This window comes from Sutterella seckii (genome assembly GCF_009183815.1).
GTDB classification, from domain to species: domain Bacteria; phylum Pseudomonadota; class Gammaproteobacteria; order Burkholderiales; family Burkholderiaceae_F; genus Sutterella; species Sutterella seckii.
The window spans coordinates 1-13,556 of sequence record NZ_WEHX01000068.1; the positions used below are offsets into that span (position 1 = coordinate 1).

Annotated in this window: 10 protein-coding genes and 2 pseudogenes; 7 read left to right on the top strand and 5 right to left on the bottom strand. The window is 61.3% G+C overall.

Annotated elements, in window-relative coordinates:
• Positions 1-471, top strand: a pseudogene (locus GBM95_RS08785) (hypothetical protein); the annotation flags it as partial.
• A gap of 20 nt (positions 472-491) precedes the next feature.
• Here GBM95_RS08785 and GBM95_RS08790 read toward each other — a convergent pair.
• The 3 genes and pseudogenes from GBM95_RS08790 to GBM95_RS08800 form a co-directional block, all read right to left on the bottom strand.
• A pseudogene (locus GBM95_RS08790) lies at positions 492-881 on the bottom strand (efflux RND transporter permease subunit); the annotation flags it as partial.
• Between the two features lie 118 nt (positions 882-999).
• Positions 1,000-2,169: an efflux RND transporter periplasmic adaptor subunit gene (locus GBM95_RS08795; RefSeq protein ID WP_152158756.1), complete on the bottom strand. Its 1,170-nt coding sequence runs from the start codon at positions 2,167-2,169 to the stop codon at positions 1,000-1,002.
• A gap of 69 nt (positions 2,170-2,238) precedes the next feature.
• On the bottom strand, positions 2,239-2,604 hold the full coding sequence (locus GBM95_RS08800) for a copper-binding protein (RefSeq protein WP_226963247.1): 366 nt from the start codon (positions 2,602-2,604) through the stop codon (positions 2,239-2,241).
• Between the two features lie 412 nt (positions 2,605-3,016).
• Here GBM95_RS08800 and GBM95_RS08805 point away from each other — a divergent pair, with 412 nt between their 5' ends.
• Positions 3,017-4,045 carry a branched-chain amino acid aminotransferase gene (locus tag GBM95_RS08805; protein ID WP_152158757.1) on the top strand — a complete coding sequence of 343 codons (1,029 nt, stop codon included), beginning with the start codon at positions 3,017-3,019 and terminating at the stop codon, positions 4,043-4,045.
• A gap of 245 nt (positions 4,046-4,290) precedes the next feature.
• On the opposite strand, the gene GBM95_RS08810 is transcribed toward GBM95_RS08805, so the two are convergent.
• The gene (locus GBM95_RS08810; RefSeq protein WP_152158758.1) at positions 4,291-5,244 is read right to left on the bottom strand and encodes a LysR family transcriptional regulator; all 954 of its coding nucleotides are present in this window, start codon (positions 5,242-5,244) and stop codon (positions 4,291-4,293) included.
• Positions 5,245-5,515: 271 nt separating this feature from the next.
• On the opposite strand from GBM95_RS08810, the gene dcuC reads away from it, so the two are divergent.
• The 5 genes from dcuC (at position 5,516) to GBM95_RS08835 (ending at position 12,396) form a co-directional block, all read left to right on the top strand.
• On the top strand, positions 5,516-6,793 hold the full coding sequence (gene dcuC / locus GBM95_RS08815; protein WP_152158759.1) for a C4-dicarboxylate transporter DcuC: 1,278 nt from the start codon (positions 5,516-5,518) through the stop codon (positions 6,791-6,793).
• Positions 6,794-6,845: 52 nt separating this feature from the next.
• On the top strand, positions 6,846-8,261 hold the full coding sequence (locus tag GBM95_RS08820; RefSeq protein WP_152158760.1) for an amidohydrolase family protein: 1,416 nt from the start codon (positions 6,846-6,848) through the stop codon (positions 8,259-8,261).
• Between the two features lie 88 nt (positions 8,262-8,349).
• Positions 8,350-9,534: a porin gene (locus tag GBM95_RS08825; RefSeq protein ID WP_152158761.1), complete on the top strand. Its 1,185-nt coding sequence runs from the start codon at positions 8,350-8,352 to the stop codon at positions 9,532-9,534.
• A 120-nt stretch (positions 9,535-9,654) separates the two neighbouring features.
• Entirely contained in the window at positions 9,655-11,136 is a 1,482-nt protein-coding gene (locus GBM95_RS08830) for a lyase family protein (protein WP_152158762.1), read from the top strand.
• Between the two features lie 27 nt (positions 11,137-11,163).
• On the top strand, positions 11,164-12,396 hold the full coding sequence (locus GBM95_RS08835; RefSeq protein WP_152158763.1) for an L-lactate MFS transporter: 1,233 nt from the start codon (positions 11,164-11,166) through the stop codon (positions 12,394-12,396).
• A 73-nt stretch (positions 12,397-12,469) separates the two neighbouring features.
• On the opposite strand, the gene GBM95_RS08840 is transcribed toward GBM95_RS08835, so the two are convergent.
• Complete coding sequence (locus GBM95_RS08840) at positions 12,470-13,402, bottom strand: LysR family transcriptional regulator (RefSeq protein WP_193222640.1); 933 nt, start codon at positions 13,400-13,402, stop codon at positions 12,470-12,472.
• Positions 13,403-13,556 lie beyond the last annotated feature (154 nt).

Below are 13,556 nucleotides of genomic sequence, written 5' to 3' on the forward strand. Positions count from 1 at the left end.
TGGGTTACGCTCAAGCGCTACCGCATGCGCAACCGCATCGAAGAATCGTATCGAGTCAGTAAAAGCGAACTCGACGGCGACCGGGCTCGAGTCTGGAGCGTGCCAAAGGTTCGCGGCAAGGAATTGTGCAGGATGGTGGCTCTGGGATACCACTTCTATCTGCAGACTGCCATCAACAAGGTGCGGCTCGAAGCGGCCAGGCTTGCCGCTGACGAAAGTCTTACGCAACAGGATCGCAAGGCCTACGACGGCGTGCGAAAGTGGCTTGAGGCAACAACGCTTCGTGGATTGATGGCGTGGTTTGACTGCGTGGAAACGGTGTCCGTTCAGAATGAGTTCGCCAAAAAGCGTTGGTCGACCGAGATGATCAAACGCGATCAGCTGTTCCTGAAGATGCTTTATTCCGAAGAAGTGCAGACCTTTAATGCAAAGGATCTGGAAGAGACCCTTCCGGCAGAAGACTCTGAGTAAGCATTAGCCGACTTTCAGGATTCATACACCCAGCCGATGCCTGTGGCGTCGGGCCCGAGCTCTGGCGAAACGCCCTGAGGGAGCGATCCCGTGAGGCCAGAGAGCGACTCGAGCACGCGCGAGCGAGCCCAGTAGAGGTCGGTGCCGTCCTCAAAGATCACGTAGACGAAGGATGTCCCGAAGGAAAAGAACCCGCGCACGGACGCGGCTCCCGGGACCGAGAGCATGGCCGTTGAAATCGGACAGGTAACCTGATTTTCAACGATCTCTGGGGCCTGCCCGGCATAGTCCGTCTTGATGATCACCTAAACGTCGGAGAGATCAGGGAGCGCATCGACGGGCGTGCGCATGATCGTCAGTGCGCCCCAGAAGGCAAGTAGGAGCGCGAAGAAGAGGACGAGAAAGCGGTTTTTTTACCGATGCTTTAATCAGCGCAATCATTTCCCGCTCTCCATGGTCATCCCGGCGGAAGCAGCTTCAGCCGGGGACTTGAGGCGCTCGAGCGCTCCGGAGATCGACGCTTCCGAATCAATGAGATAGATGGAGGAAAGCACGATTTCGTCGCCGGCATTCACTCCCGAGACAGCGGCCGTCGTCGATGACGGCTTCCCGCGGAATGAGAACGCCTTTTTCGCCTGGCGCGTCAATATGAAGGACGGCAGTCATGCCCGGGCGCAGCGTCCCGCCTGGGTTCGCAACCTGAAGGCGGAGCCTGAGCGTCCTCGTCGCCGCGTCCGCTCCGGGGAGAAGCGCCTCGGAGCGCACCTTCCAGGATTCGCCCGGGAAGGCGTCCGACGTGAGGCTGAATTTTGTCCCTTCCTTCGCGACATCCCGCGCATAGGCTTCCGGTATGGAGGCGACGACCCAGACGGGGTCGATGCCCTCAATTTCCGCAACCGTCTGAGAGGCATTGACGTTCATGCCGGCACGCATGGAAATCGCCGTCACGACGCCGCTGATCGGCGCCTCAATCGTGAAGACGGTCTTCACGCGGCGCGTGCGGATGAGGTCGTCAATATCCTTCTGCGGCATGCCGAGGAGCTTCAGGCGCCTCAGCGTCCCTTCAATTGCCCCCTGAGGCGCCTTGGTTTCCCGCTGAACGAGGTATTCCGTCTGCGCTTCGGTCCACCCCGGAATCGTGAGCTTTGCAAGGATCTCGCCCGCCTTCACGGGGTCCCCCACGGCAAGAGGCGACACCGATTCAACGAAGCCCCCGGAGTGCGCCTGAACGACGGCATAGTCGTGTTCGTTCAGGACCACCTCCGCGGCGAGCCTTGCATCTTTCCGGAGTTCTCCCTCTTCTGCCCGCATCGTCCGGAGTCCGAGCGACTGCTCTACGGCCGGCGATACGGACACGGAGGGTGCATCGCCCGCAGCCGTCTCCGCCCCTTCATCGGCATATTTCGGCACCAGGTCCATGTCCATGAAGAGCGAGGGGCCGGGCTTCGGGAAATGTGCATCGGGCTTCATCGGGTCGTACCAATAAAGCACGGGGCGGCCGTCCGCATCGGGCTCGACAAGCTCCACGCCTTGAGGCGCCTTTTTCCCGGAGGCGACGGGAAGCGGCGCTTCCGTTTGGGGCGTCCCGGCGTTCTCATGCTTCATGTAGAGCATGACGCCGGCGCCGCCCAGGGCGAGACCGGCAATGAGCGCGAGAACAACGGGGAGAATGCGGAATTTCTGCGGGGCTTCAGACATGGCGGCCTTCTTTTTTCTCTATGGACGACCGGAGCGGAAGAACGCAGCTCCGGGATGAAGGAGGCTCTTTCAGTGCGAGAGCGTCTGAAGAACGGAAAGCGTTCCCTCCTGGACGAAGGTGAAACTCACCTTGTCGCCCGCCCTGACGCCTTCGACAAGCTTCGGATCGCGGAAGGTAAAGCGCATCGTCATCGCAGGCCACTTGAGTTCCGGAATCGGTTCATGGCTGATCGTCACCTTCCCCGACTTCAGGTCGACCGACTTCACGACGCCCTTCGCAGCCACGGCATGCTGAGCCGTTTGAGTGCTTTCGCCCTGCGTCATTGCCATATGACCGGAATGATCCATGCCGGCCATGCCGTTCATGCTGCCGCCTGCGGCATAAACGGAAGCGGAAAGAACTGCCAGAACACCAAGGGTAAACATGCGATTCATCTTGAAAATCTCCTTTTTCCAAGAGCGAATCACTGATATGGGTATAAACACCCATAGCGCATACCTTTAAATGTACGATGTCGAACTGAATACTTCCGAGCAAAGAACCTGAAATACTGTTTTCAAACACCGTTTCAACGTGCAATTTTCAGAGGGATCTCAAGTGAATCCATTGAAATACATGGATAAGCATCAGAATAAAACGGATAAACGCAATATTTTCCAGTGAATTCGTTCTGAATCCAATCGGCTAAGCGGAAACGCCTAGGATCGGCGCTTTCCCGCTCGAATCAGGGTGTTAGGATTTTTCCTGCCCGGAAGCCCGAAGGCTTTCCGGGGAACAAGTTTCTTTCGGAGCTTCAGGCTTCACTAGCGATGCCGGGAGCTCAGCAAAAAGTGGATGAAAAATAAAATGGAACCCAAAAAAGACATCGACTGGTCGAAGCTCGGCTTCGGCTACACCGCCACTGAATATCGCTGGCAGGCTACCTGGGAAAACGGCAGCTGGACCGAAGACGGCCTCGTTGAGGATCCGAAGCTTCACCTTTACGAATCCGCCTGCGTTTTCCAGTACTCCCAGAGCTGCTTTGAAGGCCTGAAGGCCTACCGCACGAAGGAAGGCAAGATCGTTACCTTCCGTCCGGACATGAATGCCGAGCGCATGTACAACTCCGCCCAGCGCCTTGAGATGCCGCCCCTTCCGAAGGAGCTCTTCCTCAAGTCGATCGACGAAGTCGTCCGCGCCAATGCCCAGTGGGTTCCGCCCTACGGCACCGGCTGCTCGCTCTACATCCGTCCCTTCATGATCGGCTCGGGCCCGCAGATCGGCGTTGCTCCGGCTCCCTCCTACCTCTACCGCGTCTTCGTGATGCCGGTGGGCGCATACTTCAAGGGCGCCGTTAAGCCCCTGAAGCTCTGCGTTTCCGACTTCGACCGCGCGGCTCCGCACGGCACGGGCGACATCAAGGCCGGCCTCAACTACGCGATGTCCCTCCATCCGACGATGGAAGCTCACCGCAACGGCTACGCCGAGAACCTCTACCTCGATCCGCAGACCCGCACCTACGTTGAGGAAACCGGCGGCGCCAACATCCTCTTCGTTGATCAGGACAACACGCTCGTCGTTCCGAAGTCGAACTCGATTCTTCCGTCGATCACCCGCCGCTCCCTCGTCTACGTCGGCGAACACTACCTCGGCCTCAAGGTTGTCGAACGCCAGGTTCGCTTCGACGAGATCAAGAACTTCAAGGAATGCTGCCTCTGCGGCACGGCCGCGGTGCTCGCCCCGGTGGGCCTCATCCACACCCACGAAGGCGACATCATGATTCCGTCCGGCATGGACAAGATGGGCGAAGTGTGCACGAAGCTGCGCACGACCCTCACGGGCATCCAGGACGGCGCCATTGAAGCTCCGAAGGGCTGGATCCGCGAAATCTGCTGATAGCTTGACTTCAAGCTGACAGCTCATTTGCAGACAGGCTCCTTCGGGGGCCTGTTTTTTGCTTTAAAGTATTGATTTCCCTGCTCGTTTGCAGGGGTGTTTCACTAGATTATTAGGTATCGTCCTGATATTTCTAGTTTCCCCGCGAAAGCGGGGTGTTCGGGAACGCCGGTCTTCGGGCCGGCGTTTCTTTTTCTCTTCTGAGCCGGGCAGAGTACGGGGCGCGGCGGCCCGCGTTGCTTCCTTCAGTAAAACTCTGAATGCTTTTCTCTCAGCTCATTGAGCGTTTCGCGCTCGCGCTCCGCCATCCATTCCACAAAGACCTGCACGCGGCGCCGCTCCCAGGCTTCTTCTGAGGCAAAGACATAGCAGTCGAGCGGCTCTCTCTGCCAGCCGGGGAGCACCTGAATGAGAAGCTTCGACTTGAGGAGCAACGCGCAGTGGTAGAGCGGCAGATCCGGCACGATTCCGCCGCCCATGGCTGCGGCCCGCTGTGCGGACATGAGGTTGTGCACCACCATCCGCTGCTTCCAGTGGAGCTTTTCCTCCCGGTCTCCTCGCCGCAGGGACGTGGTTGAATTTCTCGTTGGACTGTTGACGAGAATCCCGGTATGAAGGCGCAGATCCTTCGGCTCGAGCGGCATCCCGTGACGGCGGACGTAGAGGGGCGAGGCGCATGCGATGAAGGGCATGACGCCGCAATGGCGCCTCACCACATTCGCCGGAATCTTCTCGGGACCGTAGCCCACGATCACATCAATCGCCTCGCCCTCGGGCGACGTAAAGCCAGCGGGAATGGGCGCCGAAAGTTCATAGAGCTCGAGCTGAATTTCCGGATACGTCATCTGAAATTCGACGAGCTTAGGAATGATTTCATTCGGTCCGATGCCGGCGTGCGACGCCACGCGGATGACGCCCGCCAACCGGTCGCGGTCGCCTTTGAGCTCGGCAACAAAGGCATCCTGGGCTGAAAGAATCGGAGCAACCTTCGCGTAAGCCCGGCGCCCGAGCTCCGTGAGGGCCGCTGGGCGCGAACCACGGGAGAAAAGCGGCGACCCGATTTCCGTCTCGAGCGCCTTCAGCGTCCGGCTTACGGTGCTCGGCTCCACGCCGAACTTGTCGCAGGCGGCGTTGATGCCGCCCGCAGACACGATTTCACAGAAAACCTTCCACGCATCGAGATCGTTGAGACGACTCACCTTGCACCTCCGGCAGCAGCTTGGGACTTTCCCTCAAGTATTGCATGCCGCGCAATATTTAAGTGCGCTTCATTGCTTATTGATTTCCCGATAAGCAGGGTTTCAGGGATCTTTCTTCAGCTTTTCCACCGCTTTAATTGCGCTTTACGCAATATTTATATATCACTCATTGCATTCACAACAACGACGGAATTTTCGAGAATTGGTGCCGGACCCAACCAAAGACCACTTTCCCGGTCCCGCACTCAACCCCTCAAGGAGATTCCCAATCATGACCTGGCTTATCTGGCTCGCGCTTGCCGTGATCGTTTTCACGGTCTGGGCGCTCGTCAAGCGCCTTGAAACGAGGCTTGTCCTCATTATTGCCGGTCTCGTGCTCTGCTTTGCCGCCGGCGAACCGATGAAGGCCTTCCAGGCCTTCGTGAAGGGCATGACGAACGTCACGCTCGTGCCGGCCATCTGCGCGGCAATGGGCTTTGCCGCGGCGGTAACGGCCGCGAAATGCGACGAACACCTCGTGGCGCTCATGTCGGCGCCTCTGAAGAAGCTGGGCGGCCTCCTCATCCCGGCCGCAACGCTCATTACCTTCGGCATCAACATTGCGATCATGTCGGCTGCGGGCACTGCCGCCACCGCCGGCGCCACCTTCATTCCGCTCCTCATCCGCGCCGGGATCCGGCCGGCTGCCGCGGCTGCCGCTGTGGGCGGCGGCACGATGTGCGGCCTCCTCCTCAACCCCGGCTGCGCGCACGACATCTACGTCGCCGAAATGGCGAAGATGGATCTCATGGCCTTCATCGGCTGGGCGCTCCCCTACATCGTCGGCCTCGTCGTCGCGGCGACCCTCGTCAACTCCGCGCTTGCCGTCTTCCACTGGCGCGACCACAAGGCCGGGGCTGAAGCCGCCGCGGCCGGCATCGAAAGCGCCGATGCAGCGCCCGCCGTCAAGGTGAACATTCTCAAGGCCTTCGCTCCCCTTGTTCCGCTCGTCATCCTCATCGCCGCCGCCGTCTGGTTCCCGAAAGCGGGCGTCGACGTCGTGGTCGCCATGATCTGCGGCATTGCCTACATTGCTCTCGTCACCCTCATGAACCCGGGCGAACTCTCCAAGGCCTTCTTCAAGGGCATGGGCACGGGCTACGCCCAGGTGATCGGCCTCATCGTCGCCGCCGGCGTCTTCTCGACGGGCCTTCAGGCCTCGGGCGCGGTAGCGGCCTTCATTGATGCCCTCAAGCACTCGAACGAACTCGCCCGCTGGGGCGCCGCAATCGGTCCCTTCCTGATGGCGCTCGGCACGGGTTCCGGCGAAGCCGCGATCTGGGCCTTCAATCAGGCAGTCACCCCGTCGGCCGCGAGCTTCGGCATGGAACCCCATTCCCTCGGCCTGCTCGCCATTCTCGCCGGTCAGTTCGGCCGCACGGCGAGCCCCCTCGCGGGCGCCATCATCATCGTGGCCGGCATGGCTGCCGCCGATCCGATGAGCGTTGCAAAGCGCCTGGTTCCCGGCATGGTGGTCGCCGTCATCCTCTCCGCCCTCATTGTGGTCTGACGCGCTCCCTCATCTCCTTTCCTCACGCGTCCACACCCATAAAGGAACAGCTATGTTTGATCTCGTCATTCGCGGCGCCACGGTTGTCGATCCGCTTTCCGGATCGGTCGGCGAAAAGGATGTCGGCATCCGCGACGGCCTCATCGCCGAAGTCGCGCCCTCCATTGCGGATTCCGGCGCCCTCTGTACGCTCGACGCCTCCGGGCTCATCCTTCAGCCCGGCATCATCGACACGCACCTGCACCTGGCGCCGAGCCCCCTCGGACAGCGCATGGCCGTGAAGGCGGGCGTCACCGCCGCCATTGAAATGGCCGGCCCCGTGGAAAAGGTGCTCGACGACATGGCGGACTCGGGCTGCGGCCTGACGGTCGCCGTGCTCAATGCCATTCTTCCCGGTCAGAACGTTTCGGGCGCAAACCCCGGAATTGACGAGATCAACGGCTTCATCGACCGGTCGCTCGCATCCGGCGCTTTCGGCGTAAAGCTCCTGGGCGGGCACTTTCCGCTCACGCCGGAAGCGTCGCGGGCCTACCTTGCCGCCGCTCACGACCGCGGCGTCTACATGGCCTGGCATGCCGGCTCCACCGCGGCCGGATCAAACCTCCGGGGGCTCGAGGAAGCGATCGAACTCGCCGAGGGCCGCGCCTTCCACCTTGCCCACCTGAACGCCTACTGCCGCGGAGGCGTTCTCCCGGCAGCGCGCGAATGCGCCCGGGCGGCGGAGCTCCTCGAGGCGCATCCGGAAATCGTGACGGAGAGCTACCTCTCGGCAAGAAACGGCTGTCCCCTGGGTCTCGATGAAAAGGGCGTTCCCCGTTCGGCCATCGTGCGCATGAACCTCAAACGCCTCGGACTCCCCGAAACCCTCGACGGAATGCTTTCCGCCGTTCAATCGGGCGAACTCTCCGTCATCCGCCCCGTGAACGGGATCCTCGAACTCCTCTCGGGAAAGACCGGGACGGACTGGCTTCAGTCCGCCCCGGGACCGGTAGACGGTTCCTTCGACCACGTGAATCCGGCCGTCTCGCGCGTCTTCTTCGCGACCGAAAAGCGCTCGAACGGCGAATTCCTCGTCGACGCCGTCAGCACGGACGGGGGCGCCATCCCGAGAAACGTGATCGTGGAATACGGCCTCTCGCTCGTCGACATCTCCGCGCTCACGGCCGTTGAATTCGCCGCCAAAACGTCCTTCATCCCGGCCCGCATGCTCGGGATCGCTGCGAAGGGCTTCATTGCGCCAGGCGCCGACGCCGACATCACGATCTACGACCCGGCCGCGCGCAGGGCGGTGCACACCTTCTCGGGCGGACGGCAGATCCTCGCCTCGGGCGAGGTTGTTGGTTCCGGCGGCACGGTCCTCTGCACGGCCGAAGGCGAGGAAGCCGTAAGAAAGCGCGGCCTCTCGGCGCAGGTTCTTCCGGGCGGCATCCCCGCACTCAACCGCTCGTTCGGAAAAAAGACCGCCTGAGGAGAAGGCCCGCGCATTACGGGAAATCCATTCAGACCATCGGATTCATCAACCCCTGAATCTTCAACCCAAAAAAGGAAAAACAATCATGCATAAGACCCTTCGTCCGGCGCTTGCCGCCACCGCACTCTTTCTTGCTCTCCCCGCCGTTCAGGCCGCCGACCTTCAGCTCTTCGGCTTCTTCGACCAAGGCGTCGCCTACGTGCACGAGGAGCTCAACCGCGGCATGGCGTCGCCTGCCGGCCAGAGCGCAGCCAATGTTCTCAACGACAAGGGCCTCGTCGCCGACGAAGCCACGCGCTCCAACGTCGCCCTCGGGACGGGGAACGTCTCCACCTGGGGAATGAAGGGAAGCGAAAAGCTGAACGACGACCTCTCCGTGGTCTTCCATCTTGAGAGCGGCTTCCTTCCCGACGACGGCACGATCTACGGAAGCGGCAATCAGATTTTCGAGCGCGAAGCCTCGCTCGGCCTCAAATCGAACCGCTTCGGCGAACTCAAGTTCGGCCGCATGCCGGCGCTCACGACGGGCTCGGGCACCACGGGCATCTTCAACAGCCGCGTCAATCCCTTCGGCGCCGGCTGGGGCAACATGACGGGCGGCTGGAAGTTCTCGGGCACCCTTGCCCAGGCCCGCTGGAACAACATGGTGAACTACATTTCACCCGTCATGCAGGGCGTCAGGTTCCACCTGCAGCACTCCTTCGGAAACGCCAACAACGCCACCGAAGGCACGCACGACGCCGACCGCTGGTCCGCAGCAGGTTTCACCTGGACGGGCGACAGGTTCTACCTCGCGGGCGCGGTCGACTGGATCAAGACGGGCGCGACCAACACCCGCACCGACAAGGATGTCTGGAAGGCGCTCCTCGGCGGCCACGTGAACCTTGACCCGGTGAAGGTCTACGGCACCCTGCAGTACCTGAAGAACACGCCCTACATCGGCGGCTACTCCACGAAGGAATTCGCGCCTCTCGCTCAGGGGCAGAAGCTTACGAAGGGCTTTGAAGCCTGGGCCTTCTCGACGGGCGTCGACGTTCCGGCTGCGGGCGGCACCATCAAGGCGTCGGTCGGCTACGGCTTCGGCGAAAACCAGAACGTGGACGAAAAGAATGAATTCAGCCGCGTCAATGCCGGTCTCGGCTACGTCTACCCGCTCTCGAAGCGCACCTCGGTCTACGGCATCACGGGCTTCTTCATGCAGGACGCCGACTGGCAGAAGGACAACATCACCGCGCATGAAGTGATCCTCGGCCTCATGCACCGCTGGTAAGCCCGAAGGTCTTCTTTCAGAACCCTGAATTCCGGGCGCGGCGACCGATTGAACCCGCACTGCCGTCTCGCCCGGAGAATCAGCGATACATTATCGAATACCAACCTCAGGAGACGAAGAATGCTGGGAATGCACATGGGCCGGGTGCCGAGCCCAAAGGGAAGCGCCGGAGCCAACCTCCCCGATCACGACACCGAATACTGGCTTCTTCGGATCAACCGCGCCTCGCTCGCCGCCAATGCGGAGGCAGGGCTTCTCGACCGGGCGCTTGCGCGCCGGATCCGTGCGGGGCTTGACGACATGGAGCGGGAAGCGGGCGAAAAGGATGCGGTCCGCGACGAGCTCTACATCACGTTTGAACCGAAGCTTCTAAAGCGCTGCGGCATGGAAGCGAGCGTGCTCCACGTCGGCCGCTCGAGCCAGGACATTCTCGCGACGGCCAATGCCGCGCTTAATCTCGAGCATCTTCTCTGGCTCGGCGACGCCGTGCGGGAAGTGCTCGACGCGCTTCTTGATGCCGCCCGCCGGGAAAAGGATGCCGTCGTTCCGGCCTATACGAACGGCGTTCAGGCGCAGCCCACCTACTGGAGCCACTATCTCCTCGCGCAGTCTGAAGTGTTCGGGCGCGACGCAGAGCGCATTTTTGAGTGCCGCGGGCGCTTCGACCGCTCGCCCATGGGATCGTGCGTGCTGAATGGCACCGGATGGCCCCTCCCGGCAGAAAGAATCGCGGAGCTCCTCGGCTTTTCCGCCGTCGCCGCAAACGCCTTCGATGCCGGTCAGTGCGCCGGAAACGACCTTCCGCTTGAAGCAAGCCAGATCGCCGCTTCGCTCATGATCCACGTCTCGTCCTTCATCGCGGACTTCATGCCCCAGTATTCAAATCCCCGTCCCTGGATTCTCATTGAAAGCGCCAACGGCATCTATCGCTCGAGCGCCATGCCGCAGAAGCGCAACCCCGGCATTGTGAACGACTGCCGGCGCGACGCGGGACTCGTAATCGGCGAAGCCCAGGGCGTCATGATGCGCCTCATGAACCTTCCGCTCGGGATGCCCGACGCCCGGGACGCGCGCTCCATGGCGGCGCTCCTTGAAGACGCGGCAGTGGTGCTGCGAACGCTCGCCGGCATCATCCGGTCGCTTCGCGTCAACCATGAGCGCGCGCTCGAGGAGCTGAACGCCGACTGGACCTCTACGCAGGAAATAGCCGATCAGCTCGTGCGCAGGGGCGGCCTCGACTTCCGCCGCGCGCACGGCTTTGCGAGCGCCTTCGTGACCGAAGCCAAAAAGACGGGGCTCACGCCCGCGACCGCCTCGCGCGACGCGTTTGAATCGATCTGGGGAACCTTCCGCGCGAACGAAGAGAAGAGCGATCTCCCGGCAACTTTCCCGCTTTCGGCCGAAGACCTTGCCGCAGCGCTCGATCCTAAGGTCATCCTCGCCCACCGCGCCACTCCGGGAAGCGCCTCGCCCTCGGAAATTGAAAAGGGCTTCATCCGCGCGGAAAACCGCATCCGCGACATTTCAGCCCGCACCGAAACCGCGATTGCCGAAGCCCGGAAGAGCGAAGCCCGTCTTGAGGCCGCGCTCGCCGCCCTCTGATTCGCCGCCCTCATAAGAGCCCCCTCCATGAACCTCATGAAGAAACGCTGGATCCTCCTCATCGTCGCCTGCACGATCAACCTCTGCGCCGGATCGATCTACGCGTGGTCCGTCTTTGCGCCGCCCCTTGCCGAGCGCCTTTCGATCCTCACGGGAGAGGCCCTCACGGCAGGAAGTCTCGCCGCGGCCTTCAGTCTTGCCAACGCGGTCGGTCCCATTCCGATGATTCTCGGGGGCGCCGTGAACGATCGCTTCGGACCCCGGTGGGTCATCGCCTCGGGCGGGCTCCTCATCGGACTCGGCTTCTTTCTTGCTGCAGGCGCAGAGACGCCTCTCGCACTCATTCTGGGCTACGGCCTCGGATTCGGTCTCGGGCTCGGGCTCGTCTACGGCTCGACGATCAACACGACACTCAAGTTCTTCCCCGACCACCGGGGACTTGCGGGGGGACTCACCACGGCGCTCTATGGGCTCAGTTCCGTCATTCTCCCGCCGGTCGCCCTTGCGCTCATTTCCGCTGAAGGCATTCAATACGCGCTCATGACGCTTGGGAGCGTCTTTGCGGTGGTGATCGTCTCGGGCGGACTCTTCATGCAGAAGTGCCCCGAAGGATTTGAAGAGAAGTTTCGTTCGCGCGCAGCCGCTCCCGTGAAGCCCGCCCGCGAGGAAGTCAGCTGGCGCGGCATGCTTCGCGCGAAGCGCTTTCCGCCGATGGTGCTTCTCCTTCTCTGCGGCGCCATCCCCGGGATGATGATCATTTCGCACTGCTGGAGCGCGGCGAGGGAACTCGCAGGGCTCGACGCCGCAGCAGCCTCGGGCGCCGTTTCGATTCTCGCTCTCGCCAACGTTTTCGGCCGCATCCTCGCGGGCGCAGCCTCGGACCGCTTCGGGCGTCTCTCCTCGCTCATGGGGGCGCTTGTCCTCACGCTTCTCGGGTGCGCGCTTCTCTCGGCTTCCGACGGCGTGACTGCGCTCTGGTTCTGGAGCGGCATTCTCCTCGTCGGCATCGCCTTCGGCGCCTTCATGGGGATCTACCCGGGCTTTACCGCTGAGGAATTCGGCGCGAGGAGCAATTCCGTCAACTACGGCATCATGTTCTGCGGCTTTTCGATTGCGGGCTTTGCCGGTCCGGTTGCGATGAATTTTCTGCTGAAGACGGGCTTCTCCTACCAGGAAGTCTGCCTCATGGCGTCAAGCCTCTCGCTCGCGGGACTTCTTTGCGGCTGGATTTTTACGAAGTCGCTGCCTCGGAAGGAATGACCGGAGGCTCAATGCTCTGACGCCTCGAGGCGGTTGAATTCAATATTCTCCCAACACGTGAGATTCATCCGCCTCAGAGGCCAGCCAGCTCCCTTTTGGAGCGGAATTCATTCATGAAGAGACGGCGCACCCAAAGGAGAAGCGGATCAACATCCGTCCGCTCATGCCAGATCATGCGCCCGGACCAGACCGGAAGGCGTCTGATTTCGGGCGGCAGAAGCGCGATCGGCAGATAGCGGCTGAGATAGCGCGCAGTATTGAGCGGCATGCGCGCATAGCAATCCGACTCGAGAAGCAGGAAAACGCTCGGGAGAAAATAGTCGCACTGGAGCGCTATCGACTTGTCCGATTCAACAGGCGCAGAAGTCTCTCCGGCCTGCCTGCGGCTTCCCGGGCCGTACGTGATTTCAATTTCCCGATAGTTATCAAGGAGCGCCGAAGCCCGGTCGCCCGGCGATGAATTTTCCAGCTCTGCAATAATCGGATGCGACTTGCGGACCACGAGAACGTGACCGGTTTTATTGAGTTCTGCTGATCGGAATCCCCTGCGGAGCATCTTCATGGGAGGCGCGTAGAAAAGCATATCGAGCGTGCCTTCCTCAAGAGCATTCTCCCAATCCGCCGGAATCGTCGAGAAGGAAATTCTCAGTTCTGGCGCCGCAGAAAGGAGTCTCTGGAAGACTGGACGCAGAAAAGTAAGCACGGCATTGTCGACGCCCGCGAGACGCAGAGTCCCCCGGACTGAAGCGGGATCAAACTCTCCCGTGCGCGCGAGCTCCCTCAGTGCATTTTGCGCGTCTTCGATGGCGGGCATCAGTCTCGTCATGCGGTTGGTCGGCACAAAACCGCCTTTGCCGCGAACGAAGAGCGGATCCTGAAGAAGCGAACGAACCGAGCGCAGAAGCCTGGTGGCTGTTGCAACGCTGATGCCGAGGCGCTTTGCAGCAAGCGCAAGCGAACGCGTTTCCCAGATCGCTGCCAGAAACCAGATCTGCTCGGATGTCATGTGAGGTTCATCCATAGGAGCCTCTCCTCTTCATCGCAAATCCCAAACAATCATCTTATTAACAAAGGTATTTAATAGTTGACGGATGGTGCTGTGTGGCGCTTGGGGTCAGGCCGCCTGTGCATAGAGGGTACTCTCATTCGTAAAACAGGCG